Here is a 24,923-nt window from a genome sequence, read left to right as displayed (position 1 = left end):
ACGTGACCCAGAACACACCGGGTTCGGCGAAACGGATTCGCCGAGAGGCGGGCCGGGCGGGGATCAGGGTCCGTCAGGGTCCGGTCGGGGAGACGAAGCCGGATTCGTAGGCGACGATGACGGCCTGGGTGCGGTCGCGGGCGCCGAGTTTGGCGAGGACGGCGCTGACGTGGGACTTGACCGTCTCGGTGCCGACGACGAGACGGGCGGCTATCTCGGCGTTGGACAGGCCGCGGGCCATCAGGCGGAGGACGTCCTCCTCCCGGTCGGTCAGACGGGCGCGGAGCAGGGTCTCGTGGGCCTCGTTGGCGGGGCGGTCCTGGGCGTAGGAGGCGGCCAGGTCCCGTACGGCGGCGGGGAAGAGGAGCGAGTCGCCCTCGGCGACGAGGCGCACCGCGTGGACGATCTCGGCGGGGCGGGCGCGCTTGAGGAGGAAGCCGTCGGCGCCGGCGCGGAGGGCGCCGTAGACGTACTCGTCGTTCTCGAAGGTGGTGACCACGAGGATCTTGGGCGGGCTGTCGACCGAGCGGAGGACGGCCCGGGTGGCCTCGATGCCGTCCATCAGGGGCATGCGGACGTCCATGGCCACGACGTCGGGGCGCAGGCTCCGGACCAGCGGGATGACGGCGGCGCCGTCCGCCGCCTCGCCCACCACCTCGATGTCGGGCTGCGCCGCCAGGACGGCGCGCAGGCCCGCCCGTACGAGGGGTTCGTCGTCCACGAGGAGCACCTTGATCACCATCGGGCCAGCCTAGGACCCGCCGGGCGGGACGGGGTCGGCGCGGGAGAGCGGGACCGGGCGGGACGGAGTCGGCGCGGGAGAGCGGGACGGGGCCGGACAGTGGGGGACGGGGCGGGACGGCGAGCGGGACGGGGCGGGGCCGCCGGTCTGCGCGGCGAGCGAGACCGACCGGCCGAGGTCACCGCAACGGCAGCGCAGGCCCCACCGCAGCCGAAGCGCCGGCCCCACCGCGGCAGAAACGCCGGCCCCACCGCAGCGGAAGCGCCGGCCTCACCTCAGCCGAAGCACCGGCCCCACCGCGGCAGAAACGCCGGCCTCACCGCAGCCGAAGCGCCGGCCTCACCGCGGCAGAAACGCCGGCCCCACTTCAGCCGAACCGCCGGCCTCACCTCAGCCGAAGCGCCCGCCCCACCGCGACGGAAGCACCGGCCCCACCTCAGCCGAACCGCCGGCCCCACCGCGACGGCAGCGCCGGCCTCACCGCAGCGGAAGTGCCACCGTCACGCGCCACTCGCCGTCCGCCGCGCCCGCCTTCGCCTCGCCGCCCAGGAGCGCGGCGCGCTCGCGGATGCCGCGCAGGCCGCTGCCGGAGCCGGCGACGGCGGGTGGGCGGCCGTCGGGGAGGGGGTTGGTGACCAGGAGGCTCAGCCGGGAGTCGTCCGCCGCCACCCGGACCGCGACCGGGACGGGGCCCGCGTGCCGCAGGGCGTTCGTCAGGGCCTCCTGGAGCATGCGGTACGCCTCCCGGGAGACGGGGCCCGGCAACTCCTCCACGGGCCCGCTGATCTCGGCCTCCACCACCGCGCCCGAGGACCGGGCGGAGTCCAGGAGGCGGGCGGCCTCGTCGAGACCGGGGCCCGCGCCGGCCGGGCGGCGGCCGGACTCGCGGAGGAGCAGCAGGACGCGTTCCAGGTCCTCCAGGGCCGCCCGGCCGGTCTCCTCGATGGTGGCGAGCGCCCGGTCGGTGAACTCGGGGTCGCCGGCCGCCCGCGCGGCTCCCGCCTGCACCACGGCGAGGGTGAGGGCGTGGCCGAGGGAGTCGTGGAGTTCGCGGGCGATCCGGTTGCGTTCGAGGAGGCGTTCCGTCCGGTCCTCCAGGGCCGCCATCCGCTCCCGCACCGACGGGCCGAGGAGCCGGCGGGCCACCCGCGTGTCGAGGCGCCCGCCGGCGACGACCAGCGCGAGCAGGACCAGGAGGGGGAACGGGGCCAGGGCCGTGGGCCCCGCCGGCGGCGTCAGGGAGGCCACCACCGGCTCCTCCACCGACACGCCCGACAGGACCAGGGTGACCTGGAGCAGCCAGATCGACAGCAGCCAGGCCGCGAGCCCCGCCTCCATCCGGAACACCAGCCACAGCGCCGTCCTGCCCCGGTCCGTCCAGGACGCGGACGGGGCCGCCGAGACGCCGGTGCTCGCCGAAGCGCCGGAGCTCGCCGGGTCGCCCGTGCTCGCCGGGTCGCCCGTGGTCGCCGAAGCGCCCGTGCCGCCCCCGCCCCCGCCCCGTACGCGCGCGTGCTTCCCGGGAAAGAGCATCAGGCGCGCCTGGAGGCCCTCGGCGCGGCGGGCCGAGGGGAGCAGGGCGGCCGCCGCGACCAGCGGGACGGGCAGCGCCCCGGCGATCAGCCAGTCCACGACGCCGGGGTCGGACAGGCCCGGGTAGATGAGCCCGCCCGCGAGCGGCACGATCGCGCCGATCAGCAGGTGCAGCCAGCGGGTGTACGTGACCGCCCGGACCAGCGGCCGGACGAGTGTCCTGAGGTGCGACAGGGGTGCGGGCATTCGGTGATCTTCTCAGGGGAGCGGTGACGGCGGCTCCCCCGCGCGGGGGAGGCGGTCCCCTCCGGCAGGGGATGGCCGGGGGGCGCCGGATCGCGAGGCTTGAGCCATGACCAGCATCGACATCAAGAACCTCACCAAGGAGTACGGCGGCAGGCGCGTGGCGCGGGCCGTGGACGGGCTGACGTTCCGTGTCGAGCCGGGGCGCGTCACCGGGTTCCTGGGCCCGAACGGGGCGGGGAAGTCCACGACCATGCGGCTCGTCCTCGGCCTCGACCGGCCGACCTCCGGCTCCGCCACCGTCGGCGGACGCCCGTACGCGACCCTGGACGAGCCGCTGCGGACGGTCGGCGCCCTCCTCGACGCGCAGGCCGCGCACCCGTCGCGGACCGGCCGCGACCACCTCCGCTTCCTCGCCGCGAGCAACGGCCTGCCGGCCCGCCGGGTCGAGGAGGTGCTGGCGGAGACGGGTCTGGAGTCCGCCGCGGGCCGCAGGGTCAAGGGGTACTCGCTGGGGATGCGGCAGCGGCTCGGCATCGCCGCCGCGCTCCTGGGCGACCCGGAGGTGCTGATGCTGGACGAGCCGGCCAACGGCCTGGACCCGGAGGGCATCGTCTGGATCCGCGAGCTCCTCCGCCGGCTCGCCGCCGAGGGCCGTGCGGTCCTGGTCTCCAGCCACCTGATGAACGAGACCGCGACCTTCGCCGACCACCTGGTGGTCCTGGGCCGGGGCCGGCTCCTCGCGGACGTGCCGATGCGGGAGTTCATCGATTCCCACAGCCACGCGCGCGTGCGGGTGCGGACCGGGGATCCGGTGCGGCTGCGGGCCACGCTCCGCGCGAAGGGGTGGACGGTCGGCGAGGCGGCGGACGGGGACGGCCGGTGGGTGGTGGAGGGCGCCTCCGCCGAGGAGATCGGGGCGGTCACCGCCCGCGAGGGCATCCCGGTCTTCGAACTCGCCGACGAGCGCGCCTCGCTGGAGCAGGCGTATCTGGCCCTCACCTCGGACGCCGCCGAGTTCACCGCCCGCACCCCCCTGGAGGTCTGACCGTGTCCCGCACCGTCTCCCGTACCGCGTCCACCGCCCTGTCCCCCGCCGCCGTGCTCCGCTCCGAGTGGATCAAGGTCCGGTCGGTCCGGTCGAGCTTCGGCTCGCTGCTCGCCGTCCTCGTCGTCGCCCTCGGCATGAACCTGCTGCTGTACGTGAGCGTGGGAGGGCCCGAGCCGGACGGCAAGGGCGACCCGGTCTTCCGGGCCCTGTTCCACACGAACTTCGCCCAGATCGCGGCCATCGCCTTCGGCGCGACCGCCGTCTCCTCCGAGTACCTGAACGGCGCCCTGCGGAACTCGCTCGCCGCCGTGCCGCGCCGGGGCCTGTTCTACACGGCGAAGGCGGCGGTCGTGGCCGGCGCCGCGCTCGCCGTGGGCACGGTGGCGTCCTTCGCGGCCTTCTTCGCGGGCCAGGCGTTCGCGGGCGAGTACGCGATCGGCATCGGCGAGCCGGGCGCCCTGCGCGGCTGCTTCGGCGCCGGGATCCTCCTGGCGCTGATGGCCCTGCTCGCCTTCGGCCTCACCTTCCTGCTGCGCAGCGCGGTCGGTGCGCTGAGCATCCTCGTACCGGCCCTGCTGATGCTGCCGTTCGTCATCGGCGACGTGTCGGCGGGCCTCGCCGACTACCTCCCGGACCGGGCCGGCGGCGCGGTCCTGTACCAGACGCCGCCGGGCGGCCTGGGCCCCTGGACGGGCCTCGGCGTGGCCGCCCTGTGGGCCGCGGCGGCGCTGCTCGCGGGCTGGTGGGCGGTGCGCCGGCGGGACGCCTGAGCCGGGCGGGAGGCCGGGTGCGGGACCGGGCGCGAGGCCGGGTGCCGAGGAGGGCCGGGGCCGGCGGAAAGAGCGCGAATAATTCGCTTGTGGCCCTCCCGGGAGGTTCGTAGGGTGTGGTCACACGCGAAAGGAGGTGATCCGAAAAAATGGTTTCTTTTCGGACTCGTGAGGTGACTGCGGGCTAGCGCCTGCCGTCGCACGATGTGCACCTCGGCAGGCCAGCTGCCGAAACCCAAGCAGTCACCCGACCCGTGGGCCGCCGGTAAGTCCGGCCGGCTCCCGTCCGAACCTAGGCGGACGGGACCAAAGGCCCACGGGTCGTCTGCGTTTCCCCTACGGCGCCAGGCGTTCCACGTGCCAGCCCTCGTCCTCGCGGACGTAGCGGAGCCGGTCGTGGAGGCGGTTCTCGTGGCCCTGCCAGAACTCGACCGTGTCCGGTACGACCCGGAAGCCGCCCCACTCCGGGGGGACCGGGACCTGCTCGCCGGCCGGATGGCGGGCGGCCAACTCCTCGTATCGGTCGAGGAGTTCCTGGCGGGAGGCGATCACCGAGGACTGCGCGCTCGCCCAGGCGCCCAGCTGGGAGCCGTGGGGGCGGGTACGGAAGTAGGCCGCGGTCTCGTCGCGGCCGGTGCGGACGGCACGGCCGGTGACGATGACCTGGCGGGCCAGCGGGTGCCAGGGGAAGAGCAGCGACACGTACGGGTTGGCCGCCAGCTCGGTGCCCTTGCGGGAGCCGTAGTTGGTGAAGAAGACGAAGCCGGCGTCGTCGTAGTGCTTGAGCAGCACCGTGCGGGACGAGGGCCGTCCGTCGGGGCTCGCGGTCGAGACGATCATCGCGTTCGGCTCGTGGATCGCCGGGCTCGCGGCGGTCTCCTTGAACCAGGCCCCGAACTGCTGGATCGGATCGGGGGCGAGGTCGGCCGCGGCCAGTTCCTTGGTGCGGTACTGCTCGCGCATGTCGGCGGGGTCCAGGGCGTCGGTCACGGGGCCATCCTGCCGCAGCTCCCCAGTGTGCCCAGCACGGCGGGGCTCCAACCCTTCGTCGCCGGTTCGGCGCAGTGTGCCGGATGTCACGCTTCCCCGCATCATCGGAACCGTACAGACTCGACGGCTGGATGACTGTTCAGTCCCACCAGCGACCGCCGTTAGGTTGATCGATCATCGATAGAGGGAGCCGCCTGATGTCCGACTTCGTACCGGGCCTCGAAGGAGTCGTCGCGTTCGAGACCGAGATCGCCGAACCCGACAAGGAAGGCGGCGCCCTGCGCTACCGCGGGGTCGACATCGAGGACCTCGTCGGACACGTCTCCTTCGGCAACGTGTGGGGTCTGCTCGTCGACGGCGCCTTCAACCCCGGTCTGCCCGCCGCCGAGCCCTTCCCGATCCCCGTCCACTCCGGCGACATCCGGGTCGACGTGCAGTCCGCGCTCGCCATGCTCGCGCCCGTGTGGGGCCTCAAACCGCTCCTCGACATCTCCGCCGAGCAGGCCCGCGAGGACCTCGCCCGCGCCGCCGTCATGGCCCTCTCCTACGTCGCCCAGTCGGCGCGCGGCCAGGGCCTGCCGATGGTCCCGCAGAGCGAGATCGACAAGGCCGAGTCGGTCGTCGAGCGGTTCATGATCCGCTGGCGCGGCGAGCCCGACCCGAAGCACGTCAAGGCCGTCGACGCGTACTGGACCTCGGCCGCCGAGCACGGCATGAACGCCTCCACCTTCACCGCCCGCGTCATCGCCTCCACCGGCGCCGACGTGGCCGCCTCCCTCTCCGGCGCCGTCGGCGCCATGTCGGGACCGCTGCACGGCGGCGCGCCGTCCCGCGTCCTCGGCATGATCGAGGAGATCGAGCGGACCGGCGACGCCGTCGCCTATGTGAAGCAGGCCCTCGACAAGGGCGAGCGCCTGATGGGCTTCGGCCACCGCGTCTACCGCGCCGAGGACCCCCGCGCCCGCGTGCTGCGCCGGACGGCCAAGGAGCTGGACGCCCCCCGCTACGAGGTGGCCGCCGCGCTGGAGAAGGCCGCCCTGGAGGAGCTGCACAGCCGCCGCCCCGACCGCGTCCTCGCGACGAACGTCGAGTTCTGGGCGGCGATCGTGCTGGACTTCGCCGAGGTCCCGGCGCACATGTTCACGTCGATGTTCACCTGTGCCCGTACGGCCGGATGGTCGGCGCACATCCTGGAGCAGAAGCGCACCGGCCGCCTCGTGCGCCCGTCGGCCCGCTACACGGGCCCCGGCCAGCGGGACCCGCGCGCGATCGAGGGCTACGCCGACATCGTCGGCTGAGGCCGCCCGGCCGGCCCCGCCCGCTACACCGGCGGGTCCTGCCGGAGGAGGAGGTCCGCGTGGTGGCGCGCCGCGACCAGCGGATGCGCGCGGACCTTCCCCTTCAGTTCGTTGCGGCCGTACTCGGCGAAGAGCGGGTTCGCCGGGTCGGCCGTCACGCCCGGCGCCCGGTCCGCGTACGGGAAGTCGAGCGGGGCGATCCGGGCGTCGAGCCGCGGGTTGTAGAAGAACGGGACGGAGTAGCGCTCCGTCGCCCCGGGCGGGGAAACCACCCGGTGGTTGGTGGCGACGAGATAGCCGTTCGTCGCGACTTCGAGGAGTTCGCCGAGGTTGACGACGAAGGCGCCGGGCAGCGGCGGCACGTCGTGGAACCTCCCGTCCTCCCGCTGCACCTGGAGCCCGCCCACCTGGTCCTGGAGCAGCAGGGTCAGGAAGCCGTAGTCCTTGTGGGCGCCGACGCCCTGGTCGTCGCCGTCGCCGCTGCTGCCCGGGTAGCGCACCAGCTTGAGGTGCGGATGGGCGCGCGGCCCGAAGATGTCCGCGTAGAAGTCCTCGCGGGCGCCGATCGAGGCGAGCAGTTCGCGCAGCAGCCTCTCGGCGACGCCGCTGAGCCGGTCGATCCAGTGCAGGGCCGCCGTCCGCAGCTCGGGCAGCGCCTCGGGCCACTGGTTGGGGCCCTCCAGCCACCAGTACGGGGGCTCCCAGGGCGCGGGGACGCGGGCGGGCCGCTCGGCGCCGATGTCGAGCTGGTCACGCCAGTCCCGGGAGCCGCCGGTCCGCTCGTCGCCGACGCGGGTGTAGCCGCGGAAGTGCGGCGAGTTGAGGTTGTCGACCGCGCGCCGGTCCGCCTCCGGCAGGGCGAAGAAGGCGCGCGTCGCGTCGGTGAGGGCCCGGGTCTCCGCCTCGGTCACGCCGTGCCCGACGAGCTGGAAGAAGCCGACGTCGTGCGCGGCGGAGTGCAGCTGGGCGTGGAGCAGCCGGCGGGCGCCCGGCCCCCGGTCGGCCGCGGAGAGGTCGACGATCGGGAGCTGCGAGGCGTACGAGAGGGAGGGCGTGGCGACGGTGGGGGCGGTGGAGCGGGTGGGTGCGCTGAGGCTCATGGGTGCGTCCGCGGGTGTACGGGTCCCGGGGCGGCCGCCTGGGTGGGGCGGGGGCCGCGGGTGCCGGTCGACAGGGGTCGGATGAGGGACCCCGCGGGGCGGAGAGGTGGGCGCCCCTGGGGTCAGACGGCGCGGCGACAGCTCATGCTCGTGACGCGGACGAAGTCCACGTGACGGCGGCGAACGAGCGGAGGCATGCGACCAGCGTACTGCGGGCGGCACGGATCTCCTGTGGTCTGCGTCACAGGGCATGCGGGGGGGGGCGAGAGTGGCCGGGGTCGGCGACGGCCGCCCCGTACCGGGGACGCGCGGGCGGGGGGTGTCCGGGGCGGGGTCGGGTGCGGCAGAGTGGGGGTGTGCTGATCACCGTCGCGGATGTCGAGGCCGCAGCCGAACGTATCGCCGGGCACGTACTGCGCACGCCGACGCTGGCCAGTCCCGGGCTGAGCGAACTGCTCGGCGCAGACGTCACCGTCAAGCTGGAACTACTCCAGCGCACCGGCTCGTTCAAGGCGCGCGGGGCCGCCGCGAAGCTGCTGTCGCTCGGGCCCGCCGAGCGGGCGGCCGGGGTCGTCGCCGTCAGCGGCGGCAACCACGGCATCGGGCTCGCCGTCATGGCGGGCGCGCTCGGGGTCCGCGCCACCGTCGTCATGCCCCGCTCCGCCCCCGCCCCGGCCGTCGCCCGCGCCGAGGCGGCCGGTGCCGAGGTGCTGCTCGCCGACACCATGAAGGGCGCCTTCGCGCTCATGGAGGAGCTGTGCGACGGGGGCCTCACCCTCGTCCACCCCTTCGACGACCCGCTCGTCGTCGCCGCGCAGGGCACCGTCGGCCTGGAGCTCGCCGAGGACGCCGGGGAGCTCACCGACGTCCTGGTCAGCATCGGCGGCGGCGGTCTGCTCTCCGGCGTCGCCACCGCCCTGCGCGCCCGCCGGCCCGGCGTACGGATCTGGGGCGTGGAGACCGTCGGCGCGGACGCCATGTCGGCCGCGCTGGCCGCGGGCGGTCCGGTGCAGGTGGAGCTCTCCTCGGTGGTGAGCACGCTGAGCGCGCCCGCCGTCTCCTCCCTCACCTACGCGCACGCCGCCGCGCTCGCCGAGGACGTCCTGACGGTCACCGACGCGGAGGCCGTCCGGGGCACGCTCGACCTCGCCGAACACGCCAAGGTCTGGGCCGAGCCCGCCGCCGGCTGCCTCCTCCCGGCCGCCCGGAGGGTCCTCGACCGCGTCGGCCCCGAGGCCCGCCTCGGCCTGGTCGTCTGCGGCGGCAACGCCACCACGGCCGACGTCACCGCCTGGGCGGAACGCCTCGGAGTGCCGTCCTAGCAGGTCGGCGGGGTCAGCGAGGGTCGGCGGGTCAGTGGCGTCAGCGAGGGTCGGCGGGGAGGGTCAGCGCCTCGTCGATCAGGCGGGCCCACTGGGCGACCACGCGGTCGCGGCGGCCGGTGTCGTCGGTGAGGAGGGTGGCCAGGCCCAGGCCGCGCGCCATGTCCAGGAGGCCCTGGACGGTCTCCCGCACGCCGGGGCGCGACTCGTCGGCGCCCAGCAGCTCGACGGCGATCCGGTGCGACTCGCGGCCCACCCGGGCCTCCAGCTCGGTCACCCGGGCGCGGAGCTGCTCCTCGTTCGCGGCCGCCACCCACAGCTGGAGGGCGGCCCGGAAGAGCGGGCCGGTGAAGAGGCCGACGAGGGCGGCGACGGTCTGCGCCCGGTCGTCGGTGGGCAGCTCCCGCAGCGCCTGCGAGCGCTGCTCCGCGACGTACTCGACCGCCGCCGTGAAGAGGTCCTCGCGGGTCGGGAAGTGGTGCTGGGCGGCGCCCCGCGAAACCCCGGCCCGCTCGGCGACGACGGCGACCGTGGACCCGGCCCAGCCGTGCTCGGCCAGGCAGGCCACGGCGGCCTCCAGGAGCCGCTGCCGGGTGGCCCGGCTGCGGTCCTGCTTGGGACTGCGGTCGGAAGCGGGACCGCGGTCGGAGGCCGGGCTCCGGTCGGAAGCGGGGCTGCGGTCGGAGGCCGGGCCGCGGTCGGAAGCCGGACTCCGGTCGGAAGCCGGGCCACGGTCGGAAGCCGAACTCCGGTCGGAAGCCGGACTCCGGCCGGAAGCCGGGCCACGGTCGGAAACCGGGCCGCGGTCGGAAGCCGGACTCCGGTCGGAAGCCGGGCCGCGGTCGGGAGCCGGGCTCCCATCGGAGGCCGGCTGTCCGTCCTGGTGCCGGTGTGCGGTCACAGCCGCCATTCGGGGTCCCGTCGTTCGAGGAAGGCCGTCATGCCCTCGCGCGCCTCGGCGGAGGCGAAGAGCGTGGCCGATCTCTGCACGAGCTCCTCCGCGTCGCGCTCGAAGGTCTCCAGGACTCTAGCGGTGAGCAGCCGCTTCGACTCGCGCAGGCCCTGCGGCGAGCCCGCCCGCAGGCCGTCGAGGATCGCGTCGAGCTCGTCCGCGCCGGCCGTGACGAGGCCCATCGCCCGCGCCTCGGGGACGCCGAAGCGCTCGCCGGTCAGGTAGTGGCGGGCGGCGGCGCGCGGCTCCAGCCTCGGCAGCAGGGTCAGCGAGATCACCGCGGGCGCCACCCCGATCCGTACCTCCGTCAGGGCGAAGTCCGCCCCCTCCCCCGCCACCACGACGTCGCAGGCGCCCAGCAGGCCGAGGCCGCCCGCGCGGGCCCGGCCGCCGGCGGCGACGTGTCCGACGACCGGCTTCGGCAGCTCGACGACCTGCCGGAGCAGGTCGACGAAGGCGTACGGGCTCGGCGGCGCCTTCAGGTCGGCGCCCGCGCTGAACGTGGTTCCGGTGTGCGTGAGGACGACCGCCCGGACGGCCGGGTCCTTCCCGGCCGCCGCCAGTGCCTCGCCGAGTTCGGTGACGAGCGCGGCCGAGAGGGCGTTGCGGGTGTCCGGCGAGTCGAGGGCGAGGGTGGCGATCCCCCGTTCCTCGGTGACGGCGACCAGGGTCATGGGCGGTTCCTCAGCTTTCTCGCAGCTCTCGACGGAGGATCTTTCCGGAGGCGGCCCGGGGCACCGCGTCGATGAACTCGACGGCGCGGACCTTCTTGTACGGGGAGACGCGGGCGGCCACGTGGGCCATGACCTCCTCGGCGGTCAGCCCGGCCGCGGCCGGCTGGCGCACCACGAACGCCTTGGGTATCTCCGTGCCTTCGGCGTCCGTCACCCCGACGACGGCGGCGTCGGCGACGCCCTCGTGGGTGAGGAGCAGGGCCTCCAGCTCGGCCGGGGCGACCTGGAAGCCCTTGTACTTGATGAGTTCCTTCACCCGGTCCACGACGTACAGCCAGCCGTCGGCGTCGACGCGTCCGATGTCGCCGGTGTGCACCCAGCCGTCGGCGTCGATCATCTCGGCGGTGGCGTCCGGCCGCCCCAGGTACCCCTTCATCACCTGCGGGCCCCGGATGGCGATCTCGCCCTCCTCGCCCGGGGCCGCGTCCTTGGACGGGTCGTCGAGGGAGAGGATGCGCAGCTCGGTGGAGGGCAGGAGTCTGCCGACGGTGCCGGGCGGCGGGTTCTCGGCGGACAGCGGGGTGACGTGGGTGCCCGGGGACAGCTCGGTCATGCCGTACGCCTGCCGCACCGGCGGCAGCCCGAGCCGGGCCGAACACGCCTCGGCGAGCGCCGCGTCGAGCGGGGCGGCGGCGGAGACGATGTACTCCAGCGAGGACAGGTCGTAGTCGGCGACGGCCGGGTGCTTGGCGAGCGCGAGGACGATCGGCGGGGCCACGTACAGGCCGTTGATGCGGTGCTTCTGGATGGCGCCGAGGAAGGTGTCGAGGTCGAAGCGCGGGAGGACGACGACGGTGGCGCCCTTGCGGAGCGGCGCGTTCATGAGGGCCGTGAGCCCGTAGATGTGGAAGAACGGAAGGACGGCCAGGATGCGGTCGCCCGGTCCCATCGGGATGAACGGCTCCAGCTGCGCCAGGTTGGTCGCGATGGAGGCGTGGGTGAGCATCACGCCCTTGGGGACGCCGGTGGTGCCGGAGGAGTACGGGAGGGCGGCGACGTCCTCGGCCGGGTCGACGGCGATCTCCGGCTCGGGCGCCGTGGAGGCGAGGAACGCCTGGAGCGAGCGGACGCCCTCGCCCTCCGGCGCCGTGTCGCAGACGAAGATCTCCTCGACGCCGCCCGCGAGTTCGGCGGCGGCCCGGGCGGCCGGAAGCAGCGGCGACACGGTGACGATCCAGCGCGCGGCCGAGTCCCGCAGCTGCTTGGCGAACTCCTCGGGCGTGGCCAGCGGGTGAACGGTGGTGACGGAGGCGCCTGCGCGGGTCGCGGCGTAGAACGCGACCGGGAAGAGCACCGTGTTGGGGCTGTGCAGCGCGAGGACGTCGCCCTTGCGGACCCCGGCCTCCGCGAGCCCGGCGGCGACCCGCCGGTGGAAGGCGTCCACCTGCGCGTACGAGAGGGACAGCTCCCCGGCCCCGTCGACCAGCGCGGGCGCGTCCCCGAAGGCGGCGGCCCCGCCGAGGACGGCGTCGTGGATGGGGAGGGACAGGGTGGAGACCGGCTCGTACTCGCTGTGGAACACCATGCGTTGCCCCCTGGTGAGGTGGAAGGTGGCCGCCAGGATCGCTGCTGCGGGTACCGCTTGGGGAGACCCTGTCAGCCCCCCGTAAAACAATCAAGCGTGCCTGCATGGTTCGTGGCGGCCGGAGGCAGGGCAGGGAGCGCCCCGGCCGGGGGCAGGGGCAGGTGGCACCCCTGCCCCCCGGGCCGGCGCCGCCCTACTCGCAGGCGACGCCGTCGCCGTCGCGGTCCAGCTTGCGGCTGTAGCCGGGGTCGCCGGCGTGGATGGGGGCGGCGCCGGCCGCGCGGACGGCGGCGCAGTTGGCGTAGTAGACGTCCTGCGCGGGGGCCTCGGTGGTCGGCTCGGGCTCCGGCTCGGCGGTCTCCGGCGGCCGGGTCGCCTGCGTCGGCTTCGGCTTCGGGGTGGTGGGCGCCGGCTTCGGGGCCTGGGTGGTGGGGGCCTGGGTGGTCGGCTCCGGGGCCTCGGTGGTCGGGGCCTCGGTCGGGGCCTCGGTCGTCGGCTCGGGCGTCGGGGTCGGGGTCGGGGTGGGGGCCTCGGTGGTCGGGGCCTCCGTCGTCGGCTCGGGCGACGGGGACTCCGTGGTCGGCGTCGGCGTCGGGGTGGCCGTCGCCGTCACCGCCGGCTTCGGGTCGTCACCCGAGCCCTTCTTCTCCGGCTCGCTGGTCAGGATCAGGACGAACCAGAGCGCGGACAGCACCGTCGCCACGATCTTCGTGCGGTTCGTCCAGCGTCCGAGCCACGCCAGGGCTATGCCCGCCGGCGGGAGGAGGACGAGCAGCGTGATGATCAGGGCGGGGTGCTGCCACCACCGGCGCGGCGGCTGCCACGCCGGTGCGGGCTGGTACGGGTTCGTCTGCGGGTACACGCGCGGCTCCAGAGGCGTGAAGGGAACGACGGGCACCGAGCGGAGTGCCGTGGCCGTGGATCGTACACAGGACCTTCACAACCGGGGGGCCGTATCCGGAGATCGGAACGCCGGGCTCAGTACGACTTGGGCAGCCCCAGGGTGTGGGTCGACACGAAGTTGAGGATCATCTCCCGGCTGACCGGGGCGATTCTGGCCACGCGGGAGGCCGTGACCAGGCGGGCGAGGCCGAACTCCTTCGTGAGGCCGTTGCCGCCGAGGGTGTGGACGGCCGTGTCGACGGCCTTCACGCACGCCTCCGCCGCCGCGTACTTCGCCATGTTGGCGGCCTCGCCCGCGCCGAGGTCGTCGCCCGCGTCGTACAGCTTCGCCGCCTTCTGCATCATCAGGCGGGCGAGTTCGAGCTCGATGTGCGCCTGGGCGAGGGGGTGCGCGACGGCCTGGTGGGCGCCGATGGGGGCCTTCCAGACCTGCCGCTCCTTGGCGTAGGCGACCGCGCGGCCGAGGGCGTACCGGCCCATGCCGATCGCGAACGCGGCCGTCATGATCCGCTCCGGGTTGAGCCCCGCGAAGAGCTGGAGCAGCCCCGCGTCCTCGTCGCCCACCAGGGCGTCGGCCGGCAGGTGCACGTCGTCGAGGGTCAGCTCGAACTGCTTCTCGTCCGCGTCGAGTTCCATCTCGATGTGGCGGCGGCCGAAGCCCGGCGTGTCGCGCGGGACGATGAAGAGGCACGCCTTGAGGTTGCCGGTGCGGGCGTCGGAGGTGCGGCCGACGATGAGCGTCGCGTCGGCGATGTCGACGCCCGAGACGAACACCTTCCGCCCGTTGAGGACCCAGCCGTCCTCGGTGCGGGTGGCGGTGGTGGTGATCCGGTGCGAGTTGGAGCCCGCGTCCGGCTCGGTGATGCCGAAGGCCATCGTCCTCGACCCGTCCGCGAGGCCGGGGAGCCAGGCCGCCTTCTGCCCGTCGGTGCCGAAGCGGGAGATGACCGTGCCGCAGATCGCCGGCGACACCACCATCATGAGGAGCGGCGCGCCGGCGGCGCCGGCCTCCTCCAGGACGATGGACAGCTCGGCCATGCCGCCGCCCCCGCCGCCGTACTCCTCCGGCAGGTTCACCCCCAGGTAGCCGAGCTTGCCGGCCTCCGCCCACAGGGCCGCCCGGTCGAAGCCGGGGCCGTGGCGGCGGCCGAGCGCGGAGACGGCGGCGCGGAGCTCGGTGTGCTCGGCCGGTTCGATGTCGGTGCTCATGCTGTCGGGTCCTCCTGTGCTTCGGTCGGTACGTCTTCGGTCTGTACGACGGCGAGCAGGGCGCCGACCTCGACCTGGCGGCCGGGGGCGGCGTGGAGCGCGGTGAGCGTGCCGGAGGCGGGAGCGGTGACGCGGTGCTCCATCTTCATGGCCTCCAGCCAGAGCAGGGGCTGCCCGGCCTCCACCCGGTCGCCGACGGCGAGGCCGTCCGCGAGCCGGACGACGGTGCCGGGCATCGGCGCGAGCAGGGAGCCGGGGAGCGTCCGCTCGCGCGGGTCGGTGAAGCGGGGGCGGGCGGCGAGCCGGTGGGGGCCGACGTGGACGGTGCCGTCGCCGTACGCGGCGACCTCGAAGTCCCGGACGACACCGCCGGCTTCGAGCCGTACGCGACCGGGCGCGGCGGCCACCGCCCGCACCCCCTCCGGGGCGAGGACCTCGAAGCCGCCGTCCCGGGCGGGCCGGTAGCGGACCTCGTGCTCCCCGTACGTCCTGGTCTCATCCTGCGAGCGCACGTTCCGCCACCCGCCGCCGAAGCGGCCGGCGTTCCGCGCCGCCTCCGCGAGCGCGGCGGCGACGGCCGCGTGCCCGGCGCCGTCCGGAGGCCCGGCGAGCGCGTCGAGGTGCCGGTCGTAGAAGCCGGTGTCGAGGCGCCCCTGGTCCCGGAATTCGGAGTGCCGCAGCGAGGCGACGAGGAGGTCCCGGTTGGTGGCGGGGCCGTGGATCACGGCCCGTTCCAGGGCGTGGGCCAGCTTGCGGACGGCCTCGGCGCGGGTCGGCGCGTGCGCGACGACCTTGGCGAGCATGGCGTCGTAGTGCACCGGCACGGTGTCCCCGGAGGCGTAGCCGGTGTCGACGCGGACGCCGGGCACGCCGAAGGCGTGCAGGCGGCCCGTCTGCGGGGCCCACCCGGCCGCCGGGTCCTCCGCGTAGAGCCGCGCCTCGACCGCGTGCCCCCGGGCGGCGGGCGGCTCCGGCGGGAGCGGGGTGCCCTCGGCGACGGCCAGCTGGAGGGCGACGAGGTCGACGCCGTACACCTCCTCGGTCACCGGGTGCTCGACCTGGAGGCGGGTGTTCATCTCCAGGAAGTGCGCCCTGGGGGTCCCGCCCGCGCCGGCGGAGCCGGGAGCCGGGGAGACGTCCGCCCCGGCGGGGCCGAGGGCCGGGGGGACGTCCGCGACCAGGAACTCCACCGTGCCCGCCCCGACGTAGCCGACGGCCTTCGCTGCCGCCGCCGACCGCTCGTACAGCTCCTCGGTGAGCGCGGGCGGCAGGCCCGGCGCCGGGGCCTCCTCGATGACCTTCTGGTGCCGGCGCTGGAGGGAGCAGTCGCGGGTGCCGAGCGTCCAGACCGTGCCGTGCGCGTCGGCGAGCACCTGCACCTCGACGTGCCGGCCGTTCTCCACGTACGGCTCGACGAACACCTCGCCGTCCCCGAAGGCGCTCGCCGCCTCGGCGGACGCGGCGGCCAACGCGCCGTCCAGTTCCGCGAGTTCGCGGACGATCCGCATCCCGCGTCCGCCGCCGCCCGCCGCCGCCTTCACCAGGACCGGCAGGTCTCCGGCGGTGACGTCGGTGAGCGGGGCGATGCCGAGGAGTTCCTTGGCGCGGGTCTTCGACGCCATCGCCTCGATGGCCTCCGGCGGCGGCCCGACCCAGGTCAGCCCGGCGGCGGTCACGGCCCGCGCGAAGTCCGCGTTCTCGGAGAGGAAGCCGTACCCGGGGTGGACGGCGTCCGCGCCCGAGGCGAGCGCCGCCGCCACGACGAGGTCCCCCCGCAGGTACGTCTCCGAGGACGCGGCCCCCGGCAGCCGTACCGCCGCGTCCGCCTCCCGGACGTGCAGCGCGTCCGCGTCGGCGTCGGAGAACACGGCGACGGTCCTGATGCCCAGCTCACGGCAGGTGCGGAAGACGCGGCAGGCGATCTCACCGCGGTTGGCGACGAGCAGCGTGGAAATCAACGGGTGCCTCACATTCGGAAGACGCCGAAGCCGCCGCGCGCGCCCTCGACCGGTGCCGTGTGGATCGCGGACAGGCACAGCCCGAGGACCGTGCGGGTGTCGCGGGGGTCGATGACGCCGTCGTCGTAGAGCAGCCCGGACAGGAACGCCGGCAGCGACTCCGACTCGATCTGCGCCTCGACCAGGGCCCGCAGACCGGCGTCCGCCTCCTCGTCGTACGGCTGCCCCTTCGCCGCCGCCGACGCCCGCGCCACGATCGACAGCACGCCCGCGAGCTGCTGCGGGCCCATGACGGCGGACTTGGCGCTGGGCCAGGCGAAGAGGAACCGGGGGTCGTACGCCCGGCCGCACATGCCGTAGTGCCCGGCGCCGTAACTCGCCCCCATGAGGACCGACAGATGGGGGACCCTCGAGTTCGACACGGCGTTGATCATCATGGCGCCGTGCTTGATGATGCCGCCCTGCTCGTACTCCTTGCCGACCATGTAGCCGGTGGTGTTGTGGAGGAAGAGCAGCGGGATGTCCCGCTGGTTCGCCAGCTGGATGAACTGCGCGGCCTTCTGCGACTCGGCCGAGAACAGCACGCCCTGCGCGTTGGCGAGGACGCCGACCGGGTAGCCGTGCAGCCGCGCCCAGCCCGTGGCGAGCGAAGGGCCGTAGAGCGGCTTGAACTCGTCGAAGTCGGAGCCGTCGACGATCCGGGCGATCACCTCGCGCGGGTCGAACGGCGTCTTGAGGTCGCCGGGCACGATCCCCAGCAGCTCCTCGGCGTCGTACTTCGGCGGCTCGACGGCCACCGGGTCCGGATCCGGGTGCGCCTTGCGGTGGTTGAGGCGGGCGACGATCCTGCGGGCCTGCCGGATCGCGTCCGGCTCGTCGACGGCGTAGTGGTCGGCGAGCCCGGAGACGCGCGCGTGCATCGCCGCGCCGCCCAGGGACTCGTCGTCGCTCTCCTCCCCGGTCGCCATCTTCACGAGCGGCGGCCCGCCGAGGAAGACCTTCGACCGCTCCTCGATCATCACCGTGTGGTCGGACATGCCGGGCACGTACGCCCCGCCGGCCGTCGAGTTGCCGAAGACGACCGCGACCGTCGGGATGCCGGCGGCGGAGAGCCGCGTCAGGTCGCGGAAGAGCGCCCCGCCCGGAATGAAGATCTCCTTCTGGGAGGGCAGGTCGGCGCCGCCGGACTCCACGAGGGAGATCACCGGGAGCCGGTTGGCGAACGCGATCTCGTTGGCCCGCAGCGCCTTCTTCAGGGTCCACGGGTTGGAGGCGCCGCCGCGCACGGTCGGGTCGTTGGCGGTGATCAGGCACTCGACGCCCTCGACGACCCCGATGCCGGTCACCAGGGACGCCCCTACGGGGTACGCGCTGCCCCAGGCGGCCAGCGGGGACAGCTCCAGGAACGGCGAGTCCGGGTCGACGAGCAGCTCGATCCGCTCGCGCGCCAGCAGCTTGCCGCGCGCCCGGTGCCGGGCGGTGTACTTCTCGCCGCCGCCCGCGAGCGCCTTGGCGTGCTCGGCGTCGAGGGCGGCGAGCTTGTCGAGCATGGCGGCCCGGTGGGCCGCGTGGTCGGGTCCGCCGGTGTCGAGGGCGGAGGCGAGGACGGTCACGGGAGTTCCTCCGGGGGGACGGGGCGGGCGGTCACGGCACGCGTGGCGGCTGGCGTCGGGCGGGCGGTCACTGCGCACGTGGCGGCGGGCAGGCGACGGGCCGGCGCGGCACGCGTGGCGGGGGGCTTCGGGCGGGCGGTCACTGCAGCAGTTCTTCCGGTACGTCGACGTGCCGGGAGCGGAGCCATTCGCCGAGGGCCTTGGCCTGGGGGTCGAAGCGGGCCTGCGAGGCGACGCCCTCGCCGAGGATCCCGGCGACGGTGAAGTTGACCGCCCGCAGGTTCGGCAGCACGTGCCGGGTGACGTCCAGATCCGCCGTCTCCGGCAGGAGCGCGCGGAACAGGTCCACGGTCAGCGTGTGGACGAGCCACCGCCACTCCGCCTCCGTCCGCACCCACACCCCGACGTTGGCGTCCCCGCCCTTGTCGCCGCTGCGGGCGCCCGCGATCCGCCCGAGCGGCGCCCGCACGGCCGGACCCGGCGGCAGGGGGGCGGGCAGGGCGGGCTCGGGTACGGGCTCCAGGGCGAGGGCCGCCGGCGGTACGGGGATCGCGGCGCGGGTCCCGTCGGGCAGCACGGCCGTGTGCGGGACGCCGGCGGCGGGCACGTACGCGGTCTCGAAGACCCCGTAGGGGGCGCCCCTGCCGGGCGGCGCGGTGACGTGGAAGCCGGGGTAGCTCGCGAGGGCCAGCTCGATCGCCGCCCCCGTCAGGGCCCGGCCCACCTTCTCCGGGTCCTGGTCGCGGACGACGAGCCGCAGCAGGGCGCTCGCCGTCTCCTCGGTGTCCGCGTCCTCCCGGTCGGTGCGGGCCAGCTCCCACCGGACCTCGGCCGGCGGGTTCTCCGCCAGGGCCGCGCCGATCTGCTCCCGGACGAGCGCCGCCTTGGCCTCGACGTCGAGGCCGGTGAGGACGAGGACGACCTCGTTGCGGTGGCCGCCGAGCCGGCAGCGGCCCGCCTTGAGCGTGGGCGGCGGCGCCTCGCCCCGGACCCCGTCGATCCGCACCCGGTCCGGGCCCTCCTGGGTGAGCCGCACCGTGTCGAGCCGGGCGGTCACGTCGGGCCCGGCGTACCGGGCGCCGCCCGTCTCGTACAGCAGCTGGGCGGTGACGGTGCCGACGTCGACGACACCCCCGGTGCCAGGATGCTTGGTGACGACCGCCGACCCGTCCTCGTACAGCTCGGCGAGCGGGAAACCGGGCCGCAGCAGCAGGGTCGGGTCCAGTTCGCGGAAGAAGGCGTAGTTGCCGCCGGTGGCCTGGGTGCCGCACTCCAGGACGTGCCCGGCGACGACGGCCCCGGCGAGCCGGTCGTACTCCTCCGGGCCCCAGCCGAAGTGCCACTGCGCGGGCCCGGTGACGAGCGCCGCGTCGGTCACCCGGCCGGTGACGACGACGTCGGCGCCGGCCGCGAGACAGGCGGCGATCCCCGCCCCGCCCAGATAGGCGTTGGCGGTCAGCACGCCCGGCTCGGCGGGCAGGAGGTCGCCCTCGACGTGCGCCACCCGGGTCGGCAGGCCGAGCTTCGCGGCCAGTTCCCGCAGGGCGTCGGCGAGGCCCGCCGGGTTGAGGCCGCCCGCGTTCGCGACGATCCGCGTGCCGCGCTCGTGGGCGAGCCCGAGCCCTTCCTCCATCTGCCGCAGGAAGGTCTTCGCGTACCCGCCGGACGGATCCTTCAGCAGGTCGCGGCCGAGGATCAGCATGGTCAGCTCGGCGAGGTAATCCCCGGTCAGCACGTCCAGCCGGCCGCCCGTCAGCATCTCGCGGACGGCGGTGAAGCGGTCGCCGTAGAAGCCCGAGGCGTTCCCGATCCGCAGCGGATTCACCGCGCCTCCCCCTTCGGCGCGCGCCCGGCACCGGCCGGCCCGGCGAACGCCTGCGCGATCCGGAGCCAGTGCTCGGCGCCGTCGCCCTCGGCGCGGAGGGCGGTGTCGTCGCGGTGCACGCGCTGGGTGACGAGCAGACAGAAGTCGAGCGCGGTCCCGCTCACCCGCAGCGCGGCGTCCTCGGGCCCGAACGTCCACAACTCGCCGTCCGGCGCGACGAGTTCGACCCGCACCGGCTCGGCGGGCGGCTGCTCGCCCCGCACGAGGTAGGCGTAGGCGCGGGCCCGGTGCCCGATCCAGGCGACGTGCCGCAGCCGCGCGGTGGGCTGTCGTACGGCCCCGAGCGCGTCGGCCACGTCCTGCCCGTGCGCCCAGGTCTCCATCAGCCGCGCGGTCGCCATCGCCGGGGCGCTCATCGGCGGCCCGTACCAGGGGAACCGGCCGCCGGGCGGCACCGCGAGCAGCGCCTCCCCCAGCCGCTCCCGCCCCTCCCGCCAGCGCGCGAGCAGCTCGGCGGGCGGGAGCGCGGCCCCCTCCTCGGCGCCGTCGTCGACGAACCGCTCGGGCGCGGCCGCCGCCTTCTCCGCCTCCACGGCGAACGCCTCGGGGTCGGTGACGGCGAGCAGCGCGGCCCGGTCGGTCCAGGCGAGATGCGCGATCTGATGGGCGACGGTCCAGCCGGCGGCGGGCGTCGCGAGCGCCCACCGCGCGTCACTCAACCCCCCGACGAGCAGGTCGAGTTCCTCGCCTTCGGCACGCAGGTCGGCGAGAACCGTACGAACGGCGCCGGGGTCGGACACGGTGCGCTCCCCTCGGGAGGACGGGCCTGAGGAGTGGGAGCATGGCAGCGATCCGAGAAACAATCAAGCATGCTTGCTTGAAAGGACCGGCGCGGGTGAGGACAGCCCGATCCGGCCTGAAGGCGGCCCGGATCCGGACACTCCGGCCCGCTCCGGCCACCGGAGGCGGATCTTCGGCGTGGAAGACAGCGACACCCGGACCGCCCGACCCCCGAGGAACACCTCCGTGCTGACCGCGATATTCCAGGACCGACTCGGCTATCTCGCCGGCTGCGTGCTCGCCGCCCTCGCCCTCGGGGGCGCGGCCTGGTGGGCGGCGCGCCGCCTGGGGAACCCGCGCGGCCCGTGGTGGGCGGGGCTCACCGCCACCGTCACCGGCGTCCTGGGCCTCACGTTCATGGGGAGCGGCCCCGCCATGGGGAGCTGCGTGGTCAACCACGACGTCCTCGAACCCTTCGGCACGACCCAGGGGGTGTGGAACCTGGTGATGACCGTGCCGCTCGGCTTCTTCGCCCTCGGCGCGGTCCGCCGCCCGCTGCCGGTCCTCGTCGGGGTCGTCGCGCTGCCGCCGGCGATCGAGTTCGTCCAGGGCTCCGTGGACGGTCTCGGCCGGATCTGCGACAGCTCGGACGCCCTGATGAACGTCCTCGGCGGGCTCGCGGGCGTCGCGCTCGCGGCCCTGTTCCTGGTCCGGGCCCCGGACTTCGCCGCACGGGGCGGGGCGCGCGGCGCGGGCGTCGCCGCCGCCGTCCTCCTGGTGGCCGGCATGGTGCTCGGGAAGACCGCGATCGCCTTCACCCACCTGGACGGCACGGGCCTCTCCCCCGCCGACCCGGCTCAGCGCAGGGCGGCGGAGGCGGCGGTGCGGGAGGCGTTCGGCGACGCGTACGGCGTCCGGAACGTCTACCACCAGCCGTGCGTGGACCTGCCCTGCGCCCACGTCGTCTTCGCCGTGGTCTCTCGCGACTTGGGCCCCGACGGACCGGGCGGCATGGGCTCGCTGTCGTGGCCGGACGGCAGGCGCCTGACCGTCGAGCCGGGGACCGCCGGCTTCACCGGCCCGGGCTCGGTGCCGGGCTTCCGGGTGCCGGGTGCCGGCGCGGCACCGAAGACGGAGGCGGAGGCGGAGGAGACCGCCCGCCGCTACATGCGGGCCCACTACCCGTGGGCGCGGAGCGCCGCCGACACGACGACGTACCCGTACGGGCCCGGGGCGGCCCGGGGCTGGGTGACCGCCTGGCGCTGGGTGGACGGCGGCATCGTCATGCCCCGCACGCTGAACGTCCACGTCGACCGGACCGGCCGGGTCGCCCGCGTCGTCGTGGCCCTCGGCCCCACGCGCCTGGACCTCCCGGATCCGGAACGGAGCGCGGACGAGGCGGCCGGAGCCGTCCGCCGGCATCTGGAGGCGTCCGCCGGGGACCGGGAGCTGCCGCCGGAGTTCCGCGCCGAGGCGTACACCCTCCAGGCGGTCGAGCGGGGTGGCGTCTGGCGGGCGGAGTGGCTCGTCACCGCGCGCTACGACGAGACCCCGCCGGAGCTCGACCCGCACGTGTCGGAGGAGGCGGACCGCTGGTGGGTGGACGCGGTGACCGGCCGGATCCACCACGACGGCTTCGGTACGACGCCCGTCGCGCAGGAGTACGGCGGGGACCGATGAGTTTCGCCGGGGCGGCCGGTCCTACAGCATGAGAAGGAACGCAGTCCGACAGCTCCAGCAGACGAGGAACACGCCATGCGCACTCTGATCACCTCCGCCTTCGTCTCCCTCGACGGTGTCGTCGAGGCCCCCGGCGGCGAGGAGGGCTACCGGAACTCCGGCTGGACCTTCAAGGACATCGACTTCCTGCCGGAGGCGTACGAGATCAAGGGGCGCGAGCAGGGGGAGGCGACGGCGATGCTGCTCGGCCGGGTCAGCTACGAGGCGTTCAGCCCCGTGTGGCCGGGGATGGCGGACTTCGCCGAGTACAAGGAGATGCCGAAGTACGTCGTCTCCACCACGCTCACCGAGGGCGACCTGGTGTCCGACTGGGGTCCGACGACGATCCTCCGCACCCTCGACGAGGTCGCCGCCCTCAAGGAGACCGAGGGCGGCCCGATCATCGTCCACGGCAGCGCGACCCTGAACCGCGCGCTCGCCGACGCCGGCCTGGTCGACCGCTTCCACCTGCTGGTCTTCCCGGTCCTCCTCGGCGCCGGCAAGCGGCTCTTCAGCACCACGGACAAGGACGCCCAGAAGCTGAGGCTGGTCGAGCACGAGACCTACGCCAACGGCATCCAGAAGCAGGTCTTCGACGTCGTACGGTGAGGTGAGCGGCCGGGGAGGCCGGGGAGGCCCGGGGAGGCCCCGGGGAGGTCAGCCGGCGCGCCGGTAGGTCTCCTTCGCGCCCTCGCCCGAGTCGTTGGTGAGGATCAGCTTCTCCTCGCCGTCGTCCTCGCCGAGCTTCAGCGGCGCCAGCTGCCGGCCGGCCCAGCCGCAGTCCGCGTCCGCCAGGAAGTGGCGCCAGGTCTTGTCCGCCTCGGAGGATACGGCCTTGACCGTGCCCTCGCAGGTGTCGCTCCCGTCGCTGGTCCAGAAGGTCCCGTCCGCGGAGATCCGGATCGTCCAGGGAGTGTCACCGCCTTCGGTGACCTCCTTCCACTCCCCGGCGACCAGGGCCAGATCCGTCACGGCGGGTGCGGCGTCCAGCGGTGTCGTACCGTTCGGGCCCGCCGAGACGTCCGAGGTCTCACAGCCCGTCAGGAGAAGCGTCGCGCACACGGCGGCCCCCGCCACTCCTCGTGTCCATATGTTCATGGCGCTTACCGTACCGACCTCAAGTCCATGCCCTGACCAGGGCATTGACGTCAGGAGGCGCGACGGGGGCGCGGGACGAGCTCGCCGCCGCAGTTGGGGCAGACCCCGGCCATCGCCTCCGTACAGGGCACGCAGAAGGTGCATTCGTACGAGCAGATCCGGGCGGGTCCGCCGGGCGGCAGGGCCGTCGTCTCGCAGCGTTCGCAGCGGTCGCGCATCTCCAGGGCCATCGCGGGCTCCCCTCGTTCCGTTCGGGTCGGTCACTTTCATGATCGGCGGGGGTCGGGGCGGGCCGAAACAGGGCGTCGGCCAGAGTTCGACAGGATCGGGCCGCCGGGATCGGGCCGACACGCCAACAGCCCCGCCGGAGGGTACCGGCGGGGCGGGGGCGTTCCGGGAACTCGGTCACTACCGGGGGTCCTTGTTGAAGGTCTTCGTCGACCAGACGTAGCCGAGGGCGGCGAGGCCGACGCACCAGGCCACCGCGAGCCAGCCGTTGTGACCGATCTCGGTCCCGAGGAGGAGGCCGCGGAGGGTCTCGATGGCGGGGGTGAAGGGCTGGTACTCGGCGATGGGCTGGAACCAGCCGGGCATCTGGTGGACGGGGACGAAGGCGCTGGAGATGAGCGGGAGGAAGATCAGGGGGAGGGCGTTGTTGGAGGCGGCCTCGGCGTTGGGCGAGACCAGGCCCATGCCGACGGCGATCCAGGTCATCGCGGTGGCGAAGAGGACGAGGAGGCCGAAGGCGGCCAGCCACTCGACGGCGGTGGCGCCGTGGGAGCGGAAGCCGATCGCGACGCCGACCGCGCCGACGAGGACGACGCTGGCGACCGACTGGAGGACGCTGCCGACGACGTGTCCGACGAGGACGGAGGGGCGGTGGATGGCCATCGTCCGGAAGCGGGCGATGATGCCTTCGCTCATGTCGTTGGAGACGGAGACCGCGGTGCCGATGACGGTGGAGCCGATGGTCATCAGGAGCAGACCGGGGACGAGGTAGGCGACGTACGCGTCGCGGTCCGCGCCGCCCATGCCGGCGCTCATCGTGTCGCCGAAGATGTAGACGAAGAGCAGGAGCAGCATCACCGGGGTGAGCAGCAGGTTCAGCGTCAGCGAGGGGTAGCGGCGGGCGTGCAGGAGGTTGCGGCGGAGCATCGTGGTCGAGTCACGGACGGCGAGGGTCAGGGTGCTCATCGGACAGCCTCCTTCGGCTGGGCGGGGACGGTGGCGGCGGTTGCGGCTTCGGTGGTCGCGGCTTCGGTGGCGGTGGCGGTGAGGGCGAAGAAGACGTCGTCGAGGTCGGGGGTGTGGACGGTGAGTTCGTCGGCCTCGATGCCGGCGGTGTCGAGGTGGTCGAGGAGCCGGCGGAGGGCGCGCTGGGTGCCGTCGTTCGCGATCTGGAGCGTCAGCGCCTCGTCGTCGCGGACCGACTCGGCGAGGGTGCCGGCGGCGGTGCGGTAGGCGTCGGGGTCGGTGAAGCGGAGGCGGACGTGGCCGCCGGGGATCTGGCGCTTGAGCTGGTCGGCGGTGCCTTCGGCGACGATGCGGCCGCCGTTGA

At 74.6% G+C, this 24,923-nt stretch carries 23 protein-coding genes; 6 read left to right on the top strand and 17 right to left on the bottom strand.

Annotation, left to right across the window (positions count from 1 at the left end; genetic code table 11):
- Positions 1 to 73 precede the first annotated feature (73 nt).
- Entirely contained in the window at positions 74 to 742 is a 669-nt protein-coding gene (locus ACIGHB_RS04190; RefSeq protein ID WP_360314963.1) for a response regulator transcription factor, read from the bottom strand.
- Between the two features lie 477 nt (positions 743 to 1,219).
- Complete coding sequence (locus tag ACIGHB_RS04185; RefSeq protein WP_399909406.1) at positions 1,220 to 2,521, bottom strand: sensor histidine kinase; 1,302 nt, start codon at positions 2,519 to 2,521, stop codon at positions 1,220 to 1,222.
- Positions 2,522 to 2,627: 106 nt separating this feature from the next.
- On the opposite strand from ACIGHB_RS04185, the gene ACIGHB_RS04180 reads away from it, so the two are divergent.
- Together ACIGHB_RS04180 and ACIGHB_RS04175 are read left to right on the top strand one after the other, a co-directional pair.
- The gene (locus ACIGHB_RS04180; protein ID WP_360314959.1) at positions 2,628 to 3,566 is read left to right on the top strand and encodes an ATP-binding cassette domain-containing protein; all 939 of its coding nucleotides are present in this window, start codon (positions 2,628 to 2,630) and stop codon (positions 3,564 to 3,566) included.
- A gap of 38 nt (positions 3,567 to 3,604) precedes the next feature.
- Positions 3,605 to 4,339: an ABC transporter permease gene (locus tag ACIGHB_RS04175; RefSeq protein WP_399910429.1), complete on the top strand. Its 735-nt coding sequence runs from the start codon at positions 3,605 to 3,607 to the stop codon at positions 4,337 to 4,339.
- A gap of 336 nt (positions 4,340 to 4,675) precedes the next feature.
- Here ACIGHB_RS04175 and pdxH read toward each other — a convergent pair whose 3' ends face one another.
- A complete protein-coding gene (gene pdxH, locus ACIGHB_RS04170) occupies positions 4,676 to 5,302 on the bottom strand; it encodes a pyridoxamine 5'-phosphate oxidase (RefSeq protein ID WP_399910426.1) in 627 nt (208 codons plus the stop codon).
- A 224-nt stretch (positions 5,303 to 5,526) separates the two neighbouring features.
- On the opposite strand from pdxH, the gene ACIGHB_RS04165 reads away from it, so the two are divergent.
- Positions 5,527 to 6,627 carry a citrate synthase 2 gene (locus ACIGHB_RS04165; RefSeq protein ID WP_360314955.1) on the top strand — a complete coding sequence of 367 codons (1,101 nt, stop codon included), beginning with the start codon at positions 5,527 to 5,529 and terminating at the stop codon, positions 6,625 to 6,627.
- A 23-nt stretch (positions 6,628 to 6,650) separates the two neighbouring features.
- Here ACIGHB_RS04165 and ACIGHB_RS04160 read toward each other — a convergent pair whose 3' ends face one another.
- Entirely contained in the window at positions 6,651 to 7,727 is a 1,077-nt protein-coding gene (locus ACIGHB_RS04160; protein WP_360314953.1) for a 2-oxoglutarate and iron-dependent oxygenase domain-containing protein, read from the bottom strand.
- 359 nt (positions 7,728 to 8,086) lie between these two features.
- Between ACIGHB_RS04160 and ACIGHB_RS04155 the strand changes: the two genes are divergently transcribed.
- A complete protein-coding gene (locus tag ACIGHB_RS04155; RefSeq protein WP_360314981.1) occupies positions 8,087 to 9,049 on the top strand; it encodes a pyridoxal-phosphate dependent enzyme in 963 nt (320 codons plus the stop codon).
- Between the two features lie 40 nt (positions 9,050 to 9,089).
- Here the strand turns inward: ACIGHB_RS04155 and ACIGHB_RS04150 are convergent, their stop codons facing one another.
- The 9 genes from ACIGHB_RS04150 to ACIGHB_RS04110 form a co-directional block, all read right to left on the bottom strand.
- The gene (locus ACIGHB_RS04150) at positions 9,090 to 9,629 is read right to left on the bottom strand and encodes a TetR/AcrR family transcriptional regulator (RefSeq protein WP_360314979.1); all 540 of its coding nucleotides are present in this window, start codon (positions 9,627 to 9,629) and stop codon (positions 9,090 to 9,092) included.
- A gap of 317 nt (positions 9,630 to 9,946) precedes the next feature.
- Positions 9,947 to 10,675: an enoyl-CoA hydratase family protein gene (locus ACIGHB_RS04145; protein ID WP_399909403.1), complete on the bottom strand. Its 729-nt coding sequence runs from the start codon at positions 10,673 to 10,675 to the stop codon at positions 9,947 to 9,949.
- Between the two features lie 10 nt (positions 10,676 to 10,685).
- Positions 10,686 to 12,260, bottom strand: a complete 1,575-nt coding sequence (locus ACIGHB_RS04140; RefSeq protein ID WP_399909402.1) for a 4-coumarate--CoA ligase family protein — start codon at positions 12,258 to 12,260, stop codon at positions 10,686 to 10,688.
- A gap of 193 nt (positions 12,261 to 12,453) precedes the next feature.
- Positions 12,454 to 13,122, bottom strand: coding sequence for an excalibur calcium-binding domain-containing protein (locus ACIGHB_RS04135; protein ID WP_399909400.1), 669 nt, complete (start codon positions 13,120 to 13,122; stop codon positions 12,454 to 12,456).
- A 116-nt stretch (positions 13,123 to 13,238) separates the two neighbouring features.
- On the bottom strand, positions 13,239 to 14,372 hold the full coding sequence (locus ACIGHB_RS04130; protein ID WP_360314945.1) for an acyl-CoA dehydrogenase: 1,134 nt from the start codon (positions 14,370 to 14,372) through the stop codon (positions 13,239 to 13,241).
- Positions 14,369 to 16,330 (bottom strand): acetyl/propionyl/methylcrotonyl-CoA carboxylase subunit alpha, encoded by a 1,962-nt coding sequence (locus ACIGHB_RS04125; RefSeq protein ID WP_399909398.1) that lies wholly within the window; start codon positions 16,328 to 16,330, stop codon positions 14,369 to 14,371. Before ACIGHB_RS04125 ends, ACIGHB_RS04130 begins: the two co-directional genes overlap by 4 nt.
- Positions 16,331 to 16,338: 8 nt before the next feature.
- Positions 16,339 to 17,943 (bottom strand): acyl-CoA carboxylase subunit beta, encoded by a 1,605-nt coding sequence (locus tag ACIGHB_RS04120; RefSeq protein WP_399909396.1) that lies wholly within the window; start codon positions 17,941 to 17,943, stop codon positions 16,339 to 16,341.
- A 139-nt stretch (positions 17,944 to 18,082) separates the two neighbouring features.
- Complete coding sequence (locus tag ACIGHB_RS04115) at positions 18,083 to 19,768, bottom strand: acyclic terpene utilization AtuA family protein (RefSeq protein WP_399909394.1); 1,686 nt, start codon at positions 19,766 to 19,768, stop codon at positions 18,083 to 18,085.
- Complete coding sequence (locus ACIGHB_RS04110) at positions 19,765 to 20,568, bottom strand: TIGR03084 family metal-binding protein (protein WP_399909392.1); 804 nt, start codon at positions 20,566 to 20,568, stop codon at positions 19,765 to 19,767. The genes ACIGHB_RS04115 and ACIGHB_RS04110 overlap by 4 nt, the downstream gene beginning before the upstream one ends.
- A gap of 226 nt (positions 20,569 to 20,794) precedes the next feature.
- On the opposite strand from ACIGHB_RS04110, the gene ACIGHB_RS04105 reads away from it, so the two are divergent.
- The gene (locus ACIGHB_RS04105) at positions 20,795 to 22,228 is read left to right on the top strand and encodes a VanZ family protein (RefSeq protein ID WP_399909390.1); all 1,434 of its coding nucleotides are present in this window, start codon (positions 20,795 to 20,797) and stop codon (positions 22,226 to 22,228) included.
- Between the two features lie 75 nt (positions 22,229 to 22,303).
- Entirely contained in the window at positions 22,304 to 22,876 is a 573-nt protein-coding gene (locus ACIGHB_RS04100) for a dihydrofolate reductase family protein (protein WP_399909388.1), read from the top strand.
- Positions 22,877 to 22,924: 48 nt separating this feature from the next.
- Here ACIGHB_RS04100 and ACIGHB_RS04095 read toward each other — a convergent pair whose 3' ends face one another.
- From ACIGHB_RS04095 to ACIGHB_RS04080, 4 genes are all read right to left on the bottom strand, one after another.
- The gene (locus ACIGHB_RS04095; protein ID WP_399909386.1) at positions 22,925 to 23,365 is read right to left on the bottom strand and encodes a hypothetical protein; all 441 of its coding nucleotides are present in this window, start codon (positions 23,363 to 23,365) and stop codon (positions 22,925 to 22,927) included.
- A 50-nt stretch (positions 23,366 to 23,415) separates the two neighbouring features.
- Positions 23,416 to 23,595, bottom strand: coding sequence for a DUF1272 domain-containing protein (locus tag ACIGHB_RS04090; RefSeq protein WP_399909385.1), 180 nt, complete (start codon positions 23,593 to 23,595; stop codon positions 23,416 to 23,418).
- Positions 23,596 to 23,773: 178 nt separating this feature from the next.
- Positions 23,774 to 24,559, bottom strand: coding sequence for an ABC transporter permease (locus ACIGHB_RS04085; RefSeq protein ID WP_399909383.1), 786 nt, complete (start codon positions 24,557 to 24,559; stop codon positions 23,774 to 23,776).
- On the bottom strand, positions 24,556 to 24,923 hold a 368-nt coding region (locus ACIGHB_RS04080; protein WP_399909382.1), incomplete at its 5' end, for a DUF4162 domain-containing protein. The genes ACIGHB_RS04085 and ACIGHB_RS04080, both read right to left, overlap by 4 nt.

This window comes from Streptomyces sp. NPDC085460 (assembly GCF_044541975.1).
Lineage (GTDB): Bacteria > Actinomycetota > Actinomycetes > Streptomycetales > Streptomycetaceae > Streptomyces.
The sequence above is the reverse complement of the archived record's forward strand: the minus strand, read 5'-3'. Positions and strand labels throughout refer to the sequence as shown.

Bases quoted from the DNA above. Each gene is read 5' to 3' on its own strand.
- ACIGHB_RS04190 (WP_360314963.1), bottom strand. From the start codon at position 742: ATGGTGATCAAGGTGCTCCTCGTGGACGACGAACCCCTCGTACGGGCG.
- ACIGHB_RS04185 (WP_399909406.1), bottom strand. From the start codon at position 2,521: ATGCCCGCACCCCTGTCGCACCTCAGGACACTCGTCCGGCCGCTGGTC.
- ACIGHB_RS04180 (WP_360314959.1), top strand. From the start codon at position 2,628: ATGACCAGCATCGACATCAAGAACCTCACCAAGGAGTACGGCGGCAGG.
- pdxH (WP_399910426.1), bottom strand. From the start codon at position 5,302: ATGCGCGAGCAGTACCGCACCAAGGAACTGGCCGCGGCCGACCTCGCC.
- ACIGHB_RS04165 (WP_360314955.1), top strand. From the start codon at position 5,527: ATGTCCGACTTCGTACCGGGCCTCGAAGGAGTCGTCGCGTTCGAGACC.
- ACIGHB_RS04160 (WP_360314953.1), bottom strand. From the start codon at position 7,727: ATGAGCCTCAGCGCACCCACCCGCTCCACCGCCCCCACCGTCGCCACG.
- ACIGHB_RS04145 (WP_399909403.1), bottom strand. From the start codon at position 10,675: ATGACCCTGGTCGCCGTCACCGAGGAACGGGGGATCGCCACCCTCGCC.
- ACIGHB_RS04140 (WP_399909402.1), bottom strand. From the start codon at position 12,260: ATGGTGTTCCACAGCGAGTACGAGCCGGTCTCCACCCTGTCCCTCCCC.
- ACIGHB_RS04130 (WP_360314945.1), bottom strand. From the start codon at position 14,372: ATGAGCACCGACATCGAACCGGCCGAGCACACCGAGCTCCGCGCCGCC.
- ACIGHB_RS04100 (WP_399909388.1), top strand. From the start codon at position 22,304: ATGCGCACTCTGATCACCTCCGCCTTCGTCTCCCTCGACGGTGTCGTC.
- ACIGHB_RS04095 (WP_399909386.1), bottom strand. From the start codon at position 23,365: ATGAACATATGGACACGAGGAGTGGCGGGGGCCGCCGTGTGCGCGACG.
- ACIGHB_RS04090 (WP_399909385.1), bottom strand. From the start codon at position 23,595: ATGGCCCTGGAGATGCGCGACCGCTGCGAACGCTGCGAGACGACGGCC.
- ACIGHB_RS04085 (WP_399909383.1), bottom strand. From the start codon at position 24,559: ATGAGCACCCTGACCCTCGCCGTCCGTGACTCGACCACGATGCTCCGC.